Origin of the sequence: Fibrobacter sp. (assembly GCF_017551775.1) — a bacterium.
Classification (GTDB): Bacteria; Fibrobacterota; Fibrobacteria; order Fibrobacterales; family Fibrobacteraceae; genus Fibrobacter.
Genome location: NZ_JAFZKX010000075.1, coordinates 1 through 14,335, shown reverse-complemented (window position 1 = coordinate 14,335; position 14,335 = coordinate 1). Strand labels below are relative to the sequence as shown.

At 55.8% G+C, this 14,335-nt stretch carries 17 protein-coding genes and 1 tRNA gene; 11 read left to right on the top strand and 7 right to left on the bottom strand.

Going from position 1 to position 14,335, the window contains the following annotated elements; all coding sequences use genetic code 11:
- Positions 1-9: 9 nt before the first annotated feature.
- The 5 genes from IK012_RS08695 (at position 10) to rpmB (ending at position 4,704) form a co-directional block, all read left to right on the top strand.
- On the top strand, positions 10-1,647 hold the full coding sequence (locus tag IK012_RS08695) for an ATP-binding cassette domain-containing protein (protein WP_290953230.1): 1,638 nt from the start codon (positions 10-12) through the stop codon (positions 1,645-1,647).
- Positions 1,634-2,245, top strand: a complete 612-nt coding sequence (locus tag IK012_RS08690) for an isoprenylcysteine carboxylmethyltransferase family protein (RefSeq protein ID WP_290953228.1) — start codon at positions 1,634-1,636, stop codon at positions 2,243-2,245. Before IK012_RS08695 ends, IK012_RS08690 begins: the two co-directional genes overlap by 14 nt.
- Positions 2,246-2,247: 2 nt before the next feature.
- On the top strand, positions 2,248-3,480 hold the full coding sequence (locus IK012_RS08685; RefSeq protein ID WP_290953225.1) for a glycosyltransferase N-terminal domain-containing protein: 1,233 nt from the start codon (positions 2,248-2,250) through the stop codon (positions 3,478-3,480).
- 2 nt (positions 3,481-3,482) lie between these two features.
- Positions 3,483-4,415 carry a 4-hydroxy-3-methylbut-2-enyl diphosphate reductase gene (gene ispH, locus IK012_RS08680; protein ID WP_290953222.1) on the top strand — a complete coding sequence of 311 codons (933 nt, stop codon included), beginning with the start codon at positions 3,483-3,485 and terminating at the stop codon, positions 4,413-4,415.
- A 67-nt stretch (positions 4,416-4,482) separates the two neighbouring features.
- The gene (gene rpmB / locus IK012_RS08675) at positions 4,483-4,704 is read left to right on the top strand and encodes a 50S ribosomal protein L28 (RefSeq protein WP_088636662.1); all 222 of its coding nucleotides are present in this window, start codon (positions 4,483-4,485) and stop codon (positions 4,702-4,704) included.
- A gap of 187 nt (positions 4,705-4,891) precedes the next feature.
- On the opposite strand, the gene IK012_RS08670 is transcribed toward rpmB, so the two are convergent.
- Entirely contained in the window at positions 4,892-5,545 is a 654-nt protein-coding gene (locus tag IK012_RS08670; RefSeq protein ID WP_173379419.1) for a PolC-type DNA polymerase III, read from the bottom strand.
- A gap of 5 nt (positions 5,546-5,550) precedes the next feature.
- Positions 5,551-6,108: a DUF374 domain-containing protein gene (locus IK012_RS08665; RefSeq protein ID WP_290953218.1), complete on the bottom strand. Its 558-nt coding sequence runs from the start codon at positions 6,106-6,108 to the stop codon at positions 5,551-5,553.
- A 74-nt stretch (positions 6,109-6,182) separates the two neighbouring features.
- Here IK012_RS08665 and IK012_RS08660 point away from each other — a divergent pair.
- A tRNA-Cys gene (locus IK012_RS08660) sits at positions 6,183-6,255 on the top strand.
- Between the two features lie 56 nt (positions 6,256-6,311).
- Here IK012_RS08660 and IK012_RS08655 read toward each other — a convergent pair.
- A complete protein-coding gene (locus IK012_RS08655) occupies positions 6,312-6,986 on the bottom strand; it encodes a hypothetical protein (protein ID WP_290953215.1) in 675 nt (224 codons plus the stop codon).
- Positions 6,987-7,133: 147 nt separating this feature from the next.
- On the opposite strand from IK012_RS08655, the gene IK012_RS08650 reads away from it, so the two are divergent.
- From IK012_RS08650 to IK012_RS08635, 4 genes are all read left to right on the top strand, one after another.
- A complete protein-coding gene (locus IK012_RS08650; RefSeq protein ID WP_173345545.1) occupies positions 7,134-7,796 on the top strand; it encodes a DNA alkylation repair protein in 663 nt (220 codons plus the stop codon).
- Positions 7,797-7,851: 55 nt separating this feature from the next.
- Positions 7,852-8,178, top strand: a complete 327-nt coding sequence (locus tag IK012_RS08645) for a hypothetical protein (protein WP_290953211.1) — start codon at positions 7,852-7,854, stop codon at positions 8,176-8,178.
- 4 nt (positions 8,179-8,182) lie between these two features.
- Positions 8,183-10,156 carry a 4-alpha-glucanotransferase gene (locus tag IK012_RS08640; protein ID WP_290953208.1) on the top strand — a complete coding sequence of 658 codons (1,974 nt, stop codon included), beginning with the start codon at positions 8,183-8,185 and terminating at the stop codon, positions 10,154-10,156.
- A gap of 96 nt (positions 10,157-10,252) precedes the next feature.
- Positions 10,253-11,512: a glycoside hydrolase family 13 protein gene (locus IK012_RS08635; RefSeq protein ID WP_290953205.1), complete on the top strand. Its 1,260-nt coding sequence runs from the start codon at positions 10,253-10,255 to the stop codon at positions 11,510-11,512.
- Here IK012_RS08635 and IK012_RS08630 read toward each other — a convergent pair whose 3' ends face one another.
- From IK012_RS08630 to IK012_RS08620, 3 genes are read right to left on the bottom strand one after another with little or no spacing between them, the layout of a single operon-like run.
- On the bottom strand, positions 11,513-11,701 hold the full coding sequence (locus IK012_RS08630) for a hypothetical protein (protein WP_290953202.1): 189 nt from the start codon (positions 11,699-11,701) through the stop codon (positions 11,513-11,515).
- A 38-nt stretch (positions 11,702-11,739) separates the two neighbouring features.
- Positions 11,740-12,060, bottom strand: coding sequence for a type II toxin-antitoxin system RelE/ParE family toxin (locus IK012_RS08625; RefSeq protein ID WP_290953199.1), 321 nt, complete (start codon positions 12,058-12,060; stop codon positions 11,740-11,742).
- On the bottom strand, positions 12,060-12,296 hold the full coding sequence (locus tag IK012_RS08620) for a hypothetical protein (protein ID WP_290953196.1): 237 nt from the start codon (positions 12,294-12,296) through the stop codon (positions 12,060-12,062). The genes IK012_RS08625 and IK012_RS08620 overlap by 1 nt, the downstream gene beginning before the upstream one ends.
- Before the next feature lie 189 nt (positions 12,297-12,485).
- Between IK012_RS08620 and IK012_RS08615 the strand changes: the two genes are divergently transcribed.
- Complete coding sequence (locus IK012_RS08615; protein ID WP_290953193.1) at positions 12,486-13,514, top strand: FISUMP domain-containing protein; 1,029 nt, start codon at positions 12,486-12,488, stop codon at positions 13,512-13,514.
- A gap of 724 nt (positions 13,515-14,238) precedes the next feature.
- Here the strand turns inward: IK012_RS08615 and IK012_RS08610 are convergent.
- Positions 14,239-14,335: IS3 family transposase (locus IK012_RS08610; protein WP_290951517.1), on the bottom strand; the 97-nt coding region annotated here is incomplete at its 5' end.

Here is a 14,335-nt window from a genome sequence, read left to right as displayed (position 1 = left end):
TTTTTTTATGTGGATATCCAAAATTGGCTCAAGAAATCCCTTTTTACCGGCATTTTTAGGTTTTTGCCCCTCGCCTTGATGGCCAGCGCCGCCGACGCGGGGCTTCTTTGGGGTATCCGCTCGTTCATGCAGCTGCTCTCGGGCGAAACGCCGTTCGCCCTGTGGGAATGGGCGCTCCTGATGGCGCTCGTCGCCGCGCTGCGGCAGATATTCATGTTCGCGAAGGTCCGCAACTCCGAGACGTTCCTTTACCACACGAACTTGCGCATCATGCGGTGGTTCCTGGACGCGCTGCGCTCGCTTTCGCCCAGGCTTTTCCACAACGGCGAGGGTGATGCGCGGGTGGAAGCTGCCTACGAATCGACGCTAGCCCTGCAAAACAACGGCGGGGTCTTTTTCCAGATGGTGCAGGCGATCCTCCAGCTCGCCATATTCCTGCCCGTACTTATATATATATCATGGCCGCTCACGCTGTTCCTGTTCGCGGCGGTAGTCCCGTTTGTCGCATGGATGCAGCGCAAGCTGCAGTCCCTCGGGCCGACCGAGGAATCGCTCCTGTACGCTCGGTCGAATTTCAGGCTGAGCCTGAACGCGGCCCGCAAAATATTCCGCAACTGGAGCGGGAAAACGGAACGCGAAGCTGTCGCAAGCGAACTCCAAGCCGACGCGGACGCGCTGAACCAGAAGGGCCTTGCCGCGAGCGTACGCAAGAACGGGCTCGCCATCGCGATGGAAACTTTGTCTGTAACGGCGATGATCATGGTGCTCGCGTTCTGCGCGCTGCTCATCAGCCGCGGGTGGATGGACGGCACGGGGCTGGTGCTGTTCTGCTCGGCGCTCCTCCTGTGCTACAAGCCCGTCAAGGAATGTTCGCGCGTTTTGCCGCAGTTCCGTTCGGCATCGAGCGCGTACCGCGTGCTGGTCGAATTCGGGAAGTTACCTCGCAAGGTGGACTCCGACGCAATTAGTAAAGGCGCAGCGGCCGTGGATTCTATCGCCTTCGGCTCCAGAATGACAGACTCCAGAATGACAAGCGGGGATGCTGCGGGTCTCGAGATTCACGGCGGCAACTTCCGCTACGAGGGTTCGAACACGCCGGTGTTCCGCGACTTCAACCTGACGCTCGACAAGAGCAGGCCGGTACTGCTGCGCGGCAAAAACGGCATCGGGAAGTCCACGCTCCTGCGGCTCGTCGCCGGGCTCGAGGAATGGGGTTCGCATCCCGAAGGCAACGCGCAACCCGCGGCAAACGTGTTCTTTATCCCGCAAGACCTGGAACTCCCGCCACGGCGCATGCTCCTGCGGCAGCTCGAAAAGAACGGAGGAACGTCGGCCCTCAGTGCGGGCGCCCTGCACGACTTCATAGAAGTAGCGGGCACCGACCGCCTGCTCCGCAAGGAAGGCCTTTCGGGCGGGGAACGTTCGCGCATCGCGCTCCTGTGGGCGCTCGCTTCCGATGCACCCGTAGTGCTCCTCGACGAACCGATGGCGGCCATCACGCTCGCCGACCGCGAGAACATACTCCTCCAGTTCCTGGACTGCGCCGCCAAGCAGAACAAGTGGGTCATCATGTCGAGCCACGATCCGTTCAGCGCCGCAGCGGAATCCCGCTTCAACATCGTGGAGATGGAACATGCGAAAGGCTAGCGAAATCCTCTACCGTTTCCGGGGCTACATCCTCGCTATACTCGCCCTCGCCATGTTCGCGACACCCGCGGCCCCGTTCCCGCAAAATTACACCCGCATGGTCGAAATCGCCCCCTATCTGACAACCATCGTCACCTACGTGGTCGGGATCATGCTGCGGATAAAATCGCGCCAATATATAGGGCAGCACACGCGTGGTTCCAAGCACGAGGCCAGCGAACTCGTCACGGACGGCCCCTACGCCAACTGCAGGCATCCGCTTTACTTGTCGAACACGTGCATCGCCCTGGGCGTCATCTCCTTCCACGTCGGCGTAACGCCCTTCTTCCACCTTTTCTTTCTCGCAACGATCCTTTTCGAAATCCTCCTCGCCAAAGCGGAAGACAACTTCCTCGAAGAAAAGTTCGGCGACACCTGGCGGGCTTGGGCCCAAAAAACACCGATGTTCCCCATGAACGGCGAATTCCTTGTTAGCAACAAAAAAAAGAGCTCGCCCCGGCGCACCGTTTTTCAGGCATTCAAGGCTGATGCCTCCACGTGGTTCTGGCTCGTAATTGTTAATTTGATAATTGTTCTTTTAAAAATCCACACGGTCTGAAAATGTTTAACGCGCTGGACATCGCCCGCTCCGCTATCGGCACCGCCGCAAAGGCTGTGGCGCGTGTCCCCGTCGCAGACAAACGGTTTCGTATAAACGAACGTTTGGAAGGTCCATGGCCCGAAGGTCCGTTCCTCTGGCTGCACGGAGCAAGTCTCGGCGAATGCAAGATGCTCCTGAACCTCGCGAAGTTCCTGCAGCAAGACATCGCGGACTGCCCGAGAATCCTTATCACCACGCAGAAGGCGGAAGTACTCGAATACCTCCGCAACGCCATGCCGACGCCGAGCATCGAAGCCTGCATAGCCCCGGCCGATACACCGGCGGCAATGGCAAAGTTCGCAAAAAAGGCGAAGCCCATCGCGCTCGTCCTGGGCGAGAACGAACTGTGGCCGGGCTACCTATCCACCATGAAGCGGCTGAGCTACAGGCCCTCCGTCGCCATAGTCTCGGGCCGCTACCACGCCTCCATACCGGGCATAGACTTTTCTACCATCGGGTTCGCGAGCATGCAGACCGGCGCCGACCTTTCGCGCCTGATGAACGTGGCGTCGCGCTCGAACATCGGCAGCCCCATCATCGGCGGCGACTGGAAGCTCCTCCCCTGGGCGCGCGGCAACAAACCCGCGACAAACGACGCCAATCCCTCAGCAGAGGGCGATGCCGCCGGAGCCGAAAAGACCGTCGACACTTTCTTCGTCTCGATACACTATTCGGAATGGTCGAGCCTCTATCGCATGTTGTCGTTCTCCTTGCTGCAGAACGAATCCATGGTGCTCGCCCCGCGCAGGCTCGAAGAAGTGGAACAGTTCCGCAAGGCGCTCGCCGAAAAGAAGATTCCCGTCGTCGAATGGCCCGAAGTCCAGAAAGGCGCCATCTCGATGGTAAACAAGTTCGGCATCACCGCCGAAATATTCGCCGTCTCGAAAACCGCGGTCGTCGGAGGCTCGTTCAGCCGCTTCCTCGGCGTGCACGACTTCTGGGAGCCGCTCCAGGCCGGAGTCCGCACCAGCATCGGGCCCTATTCCGCAGGCCAGGCCGAAAACGTGGCCACCCTCGTGCGCGAAGGCGTGCTCACGCAGCTCCGCGGGCCCGAGGACTACCCCCGCAGGAACATCGCCGACACCAGGAACATCGAGCGGTTCCTCGCCCACGAGCGGGAAAAGCTAGAAGATTCGTACACGCAGTTCGTGGAATTCCTGAGCGATCTGCTCCCAACCCCAAACGCGAAATAACCATGAAGAAGATTGTACTTGCCACCCCCCGCGGGTTCTGCGCCGGTGTCGACCGCGCCATCCACGTAGTCGAGAAGGCCCTTGAAAAATACGGCACATCCATCTACATGCGCCACGAAATCGTGCACAACAAGTTCGTCGTCGACACCCTCAAAGAGAAGGGCGTCATTTTCGTGGACGAGGTGGACGAAGTTCCCGAAGGTTCCGTCGTCATTTTCTCGGCCCACGGGGTCGCAGAACACGTATACGCCGACGCCGAAGCGCGCCACCTGAAGGTCCTCGACGCGAGCTGCCCGCTGGTGCTCAAGGTCCACTACAGCGCCAAGCGCCACTACACCGCTGGCCGCCATATCATCTTGATTGGCCACGCGGGCCACGCCGAAGTGGTCGGCACGCTCGGGCAGCTCCCCGAAGGCGCCATCTCGCTCATCCAGAACGAGAATGACGTAGCGACGGTCCAGGTGCCCGAGGGCAAGGAACTCGCCTACATCACGCAGACCACGCTCTCCGTGGCCGAAACCCGCAAGATCATCGAGGCCCTCAAGGCCCGTTTCCCGGGTATTATCGGCCCCAACGCAGGCGACCTCTGCTACGCGACAGGCAACCGCCAGGCCGCGGTGCTCGATCTGTGCAAGCAGGTCGACATGCTCCTGGTCGTCGGGGCGAAAAACTCCTCCAATTCCAGCCGTCTCATGGAACTCGGGCTCGAACAGGGCATCAAGAGCTACCTCATCGCCGACGTGAACGACCTCGATCCGGCCTGGTTCGACGGCGTCGAATCGGTCGGTATTTCGAGCGGAGCCTCCGCACCCGAGGTGCTGGTCCAGGAGGTCGTGGAGTGGCTGAAGGCCAAATTTGCCCCCCTAAACATCGAAAATTTCATAAAATTGGTCGAATCGACCAAATTTAACCTTCCCAAGGAACTGCAAGATTAAGTTTAGCCTTGACAATTTGCCAATTTTTATCTAAAATTGCAGTCCGTAAAAAACAACGGAGTTTATTATGAGCCGCATTTGTGAAGTTACCGGTAAGGCCGGCCTCGTGGGTAACATGGTTTCCCACTCCAACCGCAAGAAGTTGATGAAGCAGCTTCCCAACCTCCAGAAGAAGCGCTTCTACATCCCCGAAGAAGATCGCTGGGTAACCCTCCGCGTGAGCGCTGCCGGTCTCCGCACCATCAGCAAGCTCGGCATCCAGGCCGTCGCCCAGGAACTCGGAATCTAATTCCCGTTTCGGAAACAGAATTCAACCGCCAAGGCAGCCCTTTGGCGGTGTTTTGTGTATTCTGAGCATGGCACCGGAAGCACTTCCGCCCGGGAGTCACCCTGAGGACACTCAGGGCAGGGTCGGAATGTTTATAACTGATCCTGCCCTGAACCAAGTTCAGGGTGACGTCAGGATGACTGTAGGGTTAGTTCGGCTTGTTGATGAACAGCGGGAGGCCCTTGTACTTGGCGAGGCTCGCCATGATGTTCGCCATTTCCCAGTCCTTTTCCTTGAACCGGCGGCGCATGAGCGCCACGAACACTTCCATGAGCATCTCGCAGTCGTACACGGCGCGGTGCATCTTCGCGGAATCGATCTTCATCGTGAACTCGCCGCGCTTCATGAAGAGGTTCGCCATGTAACCGAGCTTGTGGTTGTCGAGCTCGGGCAGAATCGTACGGGCGACCACCAGGCTGTCGATAGCGGGGTTGCCGGGAACGTACTGCGGGTTCTTGGAGTAGGCCACGCGCAAGAAGCCGACGTCGAAGGGAGCGTTGTGCGCAAGCAGAATGGAGCCCTGCCCGCAGAACGCGGTGAACTTCTTGAGGCACTCGCCCACCGGGGGAGCGTCCTTCACCATGGCGTCGGTAATGTGGTTCACGCGAGAAGCCTCTTCGGGAATCATCATGTTCGGGTTCACCAGCGTGTTGAACTCGGAGATGAGCTTGGGCACTACCTTGCCCTTTTCTACGGCCACGGTGAACTTCACGGCACCGATTTCGACGATTTCATCCTTGGTATTCACAAGCCCGGTCGTTTCGAGGTCAAACGCGACAAATTTTGGCGGCAATGTAATCACGACGGTTACTCCTTTTGTTTTTTTGTTTCTTCTTGGCAAAAATACTTAATTCGAATGTCAATTGATGACAACGGCAAGGGAACGACAAAATTATCCCAGGTCTTGAGGCGGAAATGCGCGCCGTAGCGCGGGCAGATAAGCCATATCGGGCGGCCGGAAACTTTAGAAAGCCAGGGCGTACCCGGCTTGACCTGCAGTGCCGGACCGCGGGGACCGTCGAGCGCCATGCCCACGGTTCCGCCTTCCTTGAGAGTTTGTACCAAATGGCGCACGTTGAGCGAACCGTGCGTGTCCGAACCGCGGCTGACCCAGAAGCCCATGCGGGCGATGGCACGGGCGAGGAATTCCCCATCGCCGGATTCCGAGACGAGAGCGTGCACTCCCCTGCCCTTGAACGCGGCGAAACTCGCCAGCAGGTCGCGGTGCCAGCAACCCAGGATGCCCGGCCCGAAATCGGCGGGGGCGTCGATGCGGACCCGCAGGCTGCGCATCCACAATTCCCCGAGCAGGGCGGCCAAATTCACCTTAATCGCGCCGAACGCGCGCGTTACTGCACCAAACATGGTCGAAATCTAGTTTTTTTCGCATTTGCCCCTTGATAAAACCGCAATCATTACCTATATTAGCGCTCACAATCGGCGACGTACCCAAGTTGGTAAGGGGCGGCTCTGCAAAAGCCTTATTCATCAGTTCGAGTCTGATCGTTGCCTCTTAAAAGCCCGCTTTCGAAAGAAGGCGGGCTTTTTTGTATTCTCTTTTCTGGTGCTTACGGCTGTTCGGTCGGAGGCAGCGGGTTCTTGCGCGGGCGTCCGCGCGGGCGCTTCACCGGAGTGCCGTCTTCTGCGACCGCGGGTGCCACGGTCTTGTTCTTGCGGGCGAGTTCGGCACGGATTTTCTTGGCGCGTTCTTCCATGCGGATGCGTTCGAGTTCCGCGACGGAATAGACCTGCGCCTTGGCCTCGTCGGAACGCTTGGCACCGAACGAGCCCCTGAGCACGCGACCCGACGACGGGACTGCGGGCGGGGTGAACTTCGGTTCTTTTTTCACCGGAGCCGAAACGGGAGCCTCTTCCACATGGCGGTCGCGGTGGAAGGCGGCGCTGAACAGCGATTCAAGCTTCTTGCGGGCGAAGGACGGCTGCTTCTTCTGGAAGCCCTCCTCCCCCTTCGGTCCGCCGCTCTTCGCCGATACGTGCTGGATGGGGGCCGGCTGGCGCGTATTGGCCCGCGCGATGCCCGCACCGATCTGCGACATGGTGGCGAGTTCCTTGTTCATCTTGCGGCGAATCCTTTCGCGCTTCGAAGGCCTGGCGGCCGCACGGCGGCGCCTTTCGGAGTCTTCTCGCTCCGACATCTGCAAAATTTCTTCATTGGACGGGCCGCGGAGTTCAGGCGGGACCTCGATGACACCATTATATAAAGAGCCGTTTTCAGTAGCCATAAAGCCTTAAAATCTCAGAAAAAATCGTTGTCAAGAGTATTTTTTGTCATTTTTTTGCAAAAAAGCTTTGAAAAAATAAAAAATTTTGAAAAAAAGTTTTGTCAAGACCTAGAAAAAAAAATCTTTTGGGACTATTTTTGTGGGGTCATGTTAAGGTTCACTCAAGAAATACTACTTGCACTACGTGCTATCGCGAACGAAGAAGAAGCACACGAGATGTCCAAGAAGACGAGGGAACAATTCGATTTCCTCGGCATCAGGCTGGTCCCGCGGCGCGAAGTCACTTACCCGATATTCGACAGGAACCCGCCCAAAGATGACGCTGAACTCGTAGCCAGGGTCGAAGACATGTGGTCGCAGCCTTACCGCGAAATCCAGTACGCGGCATGCGATTACCTCTTCCGCCACAAGGATCTTCTCGGCGGTCAGCACCTTAACTTTCTGAAAAAACTTATCAAGACCCGCGCTTGGAGAGATACGGTCGACACGCTCGCCGCCTGCATCCTGGGCGACCTCGCCCTCAGGCTTCCCGCGCTGCGCAGCAAAATCACCGCATGGATTCGCGACCCGAACATCTGGGTCCGCCGTAGCGCCATCATCTTCCAGATCCAGTACAAGGACCGCACCGACTGGCCGCTCCTGCGCCAGTTCTGCCTCACTTGCGCCAAGGAAGACGACTATTATATTAGGAACGGTATCGGGCGCGCGCTCTCCGAATACGCACGCATCAACCCGACCGAAGTGCGCCGCTTCGTGCAAGACAACAGCTTCGCCGAACAGACCACGCAAGAAATCCTGCGACTTATTTAACTGGTCGCTAGTCGCTGGTCACTGGTTATTAGTTAATAGAATTACAGGTATCAAGATGTTTCTTGATACCTTTTTTATATGGCGTTACGGGCTGTTCCGCCTGGGGCTTCCCATTTCGGGCCGTCATTTTTCGCTGGGGCCGGAGGGCTTTTTGGCACGCGGCGCGGGCGCATCTTTTAACGGGAAGCTCACCTTCCCGCGCAAAACGCACCCCGGTTCCCCCGGATTGCATTCCTGTTTCCGCTTGTCGCAGAATGTTTCTCTCAAATACCGGCATTCCCAACTCATGCTGTTGAATATAATTATTCCGGCGCACAACCCGAGGAAAAGAGCCCTCCACGGCACCCCAAATCACGTTTTCGTCCCTCTTTACTATATTTAAAGGCATGCGTTACGGTGATATTTCTTCTTTCCAGAGCGGCGTAGCCGTCCCCCTCTTCAGTCTCCGCAGCAGAGCCGGCATCGGCATCGGCGAATACCTCGACCTCATCCCGTTTGCCAAATGGTGCAGGATGTGCGACTTCGACATCATCCAGCTCTTGCCGGTGAACGACACGGGCGCCGAGGCCAGCCCCTACAGCGCGCGGAGCGCCTTCGCACTGAACCCGGTTTTCATCAACATCCAGGCGGTGCAAGGTTCCGGCGAGTTCGAATCCGAAATCGAGGAAGCGAAATCGGAATTCGACCACCAGACAAAAATTGACTATTACAAGATTTCCACGTGGAAGCGCACGATACTGCGCCGCATCTTCGACAACCGCTACGACCAAATCAAGAAGGACAAGAGCCTCGCGAAATGGATCGACAGCAACACCTGGGCGAAGGCTTACTGCGTATACAGCACGCTCAAGGCCCAGAACGGAGAATCCAGTTGGAAAGACTGGAAGAAATACCGCGAGCCCACCGAAGAAGACCTCGACAAGCTTTGGACCAAGTACCGCAAGGAAGTCCTGTACCAGGCATGGATGCAGTTCGTAGCCGAGCTGCAGTTCTCGGCCGCCGTGGGCGAAGCCACCAAGCTCGGAGTCCACATCAAGGGAGACATTCCCATCCTCATCAACGAGGACAGCGCCGACGTCTGGGCCAACCGCAATTACTTCTCGCTCGACGACCGCGCGGGCGCACCTCCTGACATGTTCAGCTACAGCGGGCAGAACTGGGGATTCCCCACCTACCGCTGGGACGTCATCGAGAAAGACGGTTTCCGCTGGTGGAAAGACCGCCTCGCGCAGGCGAGCAAGTTCTACCACGCCTACCGCATAGACCACGTGCTCGGTTTCTTCCGCATCTGGTCTATCCCGCAGCGCGAAGTCACGGGAATCCTCGGGCGCTTCAACCCGTGCATCCCGCTTACCTGGGAACTGCTCCACAACGCAGGCTTCAGCCGCGAGACGCTCGAATACCTGCGCCGCCCGAACTACTCCGTGGACCAGCTCCGCGCATTCCTCGGCGAAGAGACCGAGAACCTCGTCTCTGTCTACTTCGAGAGCCTCCCGAACGAGGCCACCCGATTCGTGTTCAAGCCGGAATTCTACAACGAGCGCGCCATCACTTCGCTCGACGAGCCGCAGAACGTGAAGGACGCCCTCCTCAAGGTCTACTGGAACCGCATCTTTATCCCGGCGGGCGACGAGAATACCTTCTACCCGTTCTGGTACTGGTACAACCAGCCCGTGCTCGGCACGCTCCCGCAATACGAGCAGGACAAGCTGAAGGACATCATCCACGCGAACGAAGCCGCGCAGGAAGGCCTGTGGGAAGAGAACGCCACCAAGCTGCTTACCATACTCGCGAAGGAAACCGACATGTTGGTGTGCGCCGAAGACCTCGGTGCTGTCCCGAACTGCGTGCCGGTCGTACTGAAGAAGCTCAACATCCTTTCGCTGCGCATCGAACGCTGGGCCCGCAACTGGAACGCGCCGTATTCGCCCTACTACGAAATGGCGGAATACCCGCGCCTCTCCGTGTGCACCACGAGCTGCCACGACACCTCGAGCCTCCGCGGGCTCTGGGAAGAGAAGGACTTCGACCGTGACCTGTACTGGTCGCACGCGCAGATGACCGGCAAGGCGCCCGAAAAGCTCACCCCGCCGGTGGTCCGCAACATCCTCACGCACGTGTTCTCGTCGAACAGCATGTTCTGCATCTTGCCGGTGCAGGACTACTTCGCGCTCTCCTCGACGCTTTCCGAAATACCCGCCGAAGAAGAACGCGTGAACATCCCGGGAACCGTGGGCGGCAACAACTGGACTTACAGACTCCCGCTGACCGTCGATGACCTCGAGACCTTCACCGCGCTGAATTCCGAAATCCGCAAGCTGGTCGACACCCGCAGGCGCCGCCCCATGTGGAAGATTTAAGTTCCGAGTTCTGAGTTACTAGTGTTATAGGCGTCTAGAAGTTTCTTGACACTAGAAATTCTAGCAACCAGTAACCATTAACTAATAACTACTAACATGTTCGCTCCTGCCTGGGTCAAAGACGCCATCTTCTACCAGATATTCCCCGACCGGTTCTGCCGATCGGAGCGGTACCATGCAGTCGGCAAGTTCGTGCCTTGGGGCTCCAAACCCACGCGCGAGAACATGTTCGGCGGAAACCTCGCCGGCATTGAAGACAAACTAGAATACATCAAGAATCTCGGGGCAAACGCGATTTACCTTTGCCCGATTTTCAAGAGCAATTCCAACCACCGCTACCATACGGTGGACTACTTCGAAATCGACCCGGTGCTCGGCACGCTCGAAGATTTCGACCGCCTGGTGAAAAAGGCGCACAAGCTCAAGTTGCGCATCATACTGGACGGCGTTTTCAACCATTGCTCCCGCGGATTCTTCCAGTTCAACAGCCTCATGGAACTGGGCCCGAATTCGCCGTACGTGGACTGGTTCCACGTGAAGGGATGGCCGCTGAACGCCTACTCCGGCAAGCCCAATTACGAATGCTGGTGGAATTTTCCCGCGCTCCCGAAATTCAATACCGATTGTGCGGAAGTGCGCGAGTACCTTTTCTCCGTCGCCGAATACTGGACAAAGCGCGGCATTGACGGCTGGCGCCTCGACGTGCCGAACGAAATCAACGACGATTCGTTCTGGCAGGAATTCCGCCGCCGAGTGAAGGCAATCAACCCGGAAGCCTACATCGTGGGCGAAATCTGGGATGCGCCCGAACGCTGGCTGCAAGGCGACCAGTACGACGGCGTGATGAACTACCTTTTCCGCAAGGCAGTCATGAAGTACCTCTTCGACGAGAACCCGATTTCTACGGAAGAGTTCTGCAACCGCCTGCAAGAAGCGTTCCCTGTGGGTCGTGGCGACATCCCCATGAACCTGCTCGGGAGCCACGACACCACGCGACTCAAGTCGCAGCCCTGCGCGGGCTGGGAACGCATCAAGTTCGCGCTCACCCTGATGTTCTTCATGCCCGGCGCCCCCTGCATTTACTACGGGGAGGAACTCGGAATGCTTGGCGGCAAAGACCCCGACAACCGCCGGAGCGTCCCTTGGGAAAAACTGCCCGAAATGCAGCAGGAACCCGTCTACGCGCTGGTGAAAGAACTCACCGCCATGCGGAGCAGCAATCCCGTCCTTCGCGACGGCAAAATGGAAATCGCCCGCGAAGGCGACACCTTCTCGGTTATCCGCACCCTCGGCCGCAAAAAGATGACACTCGCCGTCACGCTCACCGGCAGCCAGCCGACTTTTGAAATCAGATGATTACAACTTGAACTGCAGAATCTCTTCGGCAGTCAGCATATCAACAGTTTTTCCAACCCGTCTGGCATAACGACCAAGTTCCAAAAGGTTTAATTCCCCTTTTGGAGAAGGTTTGTACGGATTCGGCGGAGCCATATACTCTTCCATAGAATCCGCCAAAATGACAGCGGGTTTTCTAATTCCATTCATAGGTATAGACTTCCAAAAGTTTTATTAGAGAGGCCCTCTCATATTTTCGGAAGAATCTGAGGAAAATCCCTTTTGCTGTAAATTACATGAACAACAAAAACGCTTTGTTCATCATCGTCCACAGTATAAAATACAGAGAAATTCCGAACGGAAAAATAACGCACGCCCTCAGAAAGCCATGGTTCTTCCATATAGCGATGATATCTGTTAGGCATAATGGACAAGTCTTTCATCGCACGCTGCAACGAGTCGATTACATTGTTAGCCGTCGCTATCGATTGCAATTCTGTTGAAATGTAAGAATACACTTCAGCGAGGTCGGACTTTGCACGTTCAGTTACAAAAACCTTGTATTCCATTACACAAGACTGTGCTTGATATCTGCAAAAGCTTTTTCCAATGGGGTGTAACGGCCTTCCCTTACATCGTCCAGTCCCATTCTCATTTTGGCCTGGAACTCCTCGTCAGATTCCGCAAGAGGAGCCATACGTTCCTGTTCATGCTGGTAAAGCAAAAACTGGATGTACTTGGCTACATCTTCAAGGTAGGATTCCGGCAACAGCCGAAGCTCTTTTTCCAGAACATCGTAGGACATAATCTATCTCCACCAACAAATATACACAAACGCCCAAGAAAAAGCAACCCCAACCGATTTTCGTCAGAACCAATGCCGGTTTATATCGATTATATTTATGGAAATAGGTAAGGAAGAAGCAAGAACATGAATGAGAGTGTCATCCTGAGCGCAACGAAGTGGAGTCGAAGGATCTCCCTGGCGTTTGTTTTGGCTTTTTTCTTGGCGGCATGCGGGGATGACGACATCAGTTTTGCCCCGCGCGATGACGAGTCGTCCAGCAGTATCGAAGACGTCACACCGCAGTCAAGCGAAGACGAGACAAGCGTGTCCAGCAGTAGTAAAAACGGCGATGCCGGCACATCGGCCGGCATGACATCTAGCAGCGCGAAGTCTTCCTCGAGCGTCGCGTCTAGCAGTTCCGCGAAGTCCTCTTCGAGCGTCACTCCGAAGTCGAGTTCAAGCTCGACAAATGTGTCCAGTAGCAGTGCCAAGTCATCCTCATCGGCGCCGTTGAGCAGCAGCGAATACGTGCCGTTTGATCACTCCGATGCTTTAGCGGAAGATTGGCGTATTGGTGAAAATCGTTATAAGACATTTACGGATCCGCGTAATGGCCGTAGCTATTATTACATAACGATTTATTCGGAATATAAGGGATATTCTGTTACCGTGATGGCGGAAAACTTGAATATCGGCGAGATGGTGCCTGGCGAAAATGACCAGAACGACGATTCCAAGATCGAACGCTACTGCTACAACAATGATACTACCAAGTGTGACGAATTCGGTGGCCTCTACCAGTGGGCCGAGATGATGCAGCTGCCGAGCCGCTGCAATACCGAGAGCTGCGCCGACCTTATTCAGGAAAATCACCAAGGAATCTGCCCTGATGGCTGGAGGCTGTTTACCTACGATGATTATTGTGTCGTGATGGGGTATGAGGACAAATATGATGATGGCGTCAAGGGCTTGCGTTCAATGCATGGTTTTAGCGGAACGAATAGCAGCGGATTCTCCCTAGTTGGTGCTGGATTACGAAATACCAATGGAACTTTTTCTGGTTTAAAGGATAAAACAGCATGGTTCCGCCCTGAGGAATATGCGGAAGAACCAGACATCCGTGCACACCATGCTCTTATAAGCGTAAACAGTTCTGCACCGCAGCAAAATCATAGAGAAATCAAAGCAAAAGGTTTCTCCGTCCGTTGTACGAAGGTTGAAGAACAAGCCGAGTAAAGCATGCTTAGTGGACCCTATCGGGCTTACTGCCCTCCAGGGTGACAATTACAAAAAAACATCTTCCTGCAGTTTAATACGAGACCCGCGGTTCGCGAAAGCCGCAGTGATTAACAATCACAAGGTTTTCGCAGTACATGCTTCGGAACGTTCCCGCGATAAACATTCCCTTTCCGAAGCCACTCTCGTGTTTCTTTGCGGAGAGAGGGCGTTTTGCTAAGCAAACACTTAAACGAAGTGATCGTGTTTGCGTGCGAAATGCCCCTCGAAGCAAACATACTTATAGAAAGCGGTTCTGGTAAGGAATGGTGATGCCGAAACAAGTTCGGCATGACAGGTTCTGGTATAGACAATCCGATGCTGACCTTCGTCAGCATGACGAATGAAGGTAAGGAACGGTGATGCCGAAACAAGTTCGGCATGACAGGTTCTGGTATAGACAATCCGATGCTGACCTCCGTCAGCATGACGAATGAAGGTAAGGAACGGTGATGCCGAAACAAGTTCGGGGTGACAGGCTCCGGAAAGAACAATCCGATGCTGACCTCCGTCAGCATGACGAATGAAGGTAAGGAATAGTGATGCCGAAACAAGTTCGGGGTGACAGGCTCCGGAAAGAACAATCCGATGCTGACCTTCGTCAGCATGACATCTGGCATGACATTCGGGGGTTTGCAGAACCCCCTAGGCGTGAACTGACCCCAAAAAGTTGGACAGTTTAAAGTTAGGATAAAACAGCGTTATGAGTCCGGTATTGTACAGGACTCATTCCGTTTAGGCGCAGTTTTATCCGGTCATTGTTGTAGTATTCAATATATTTT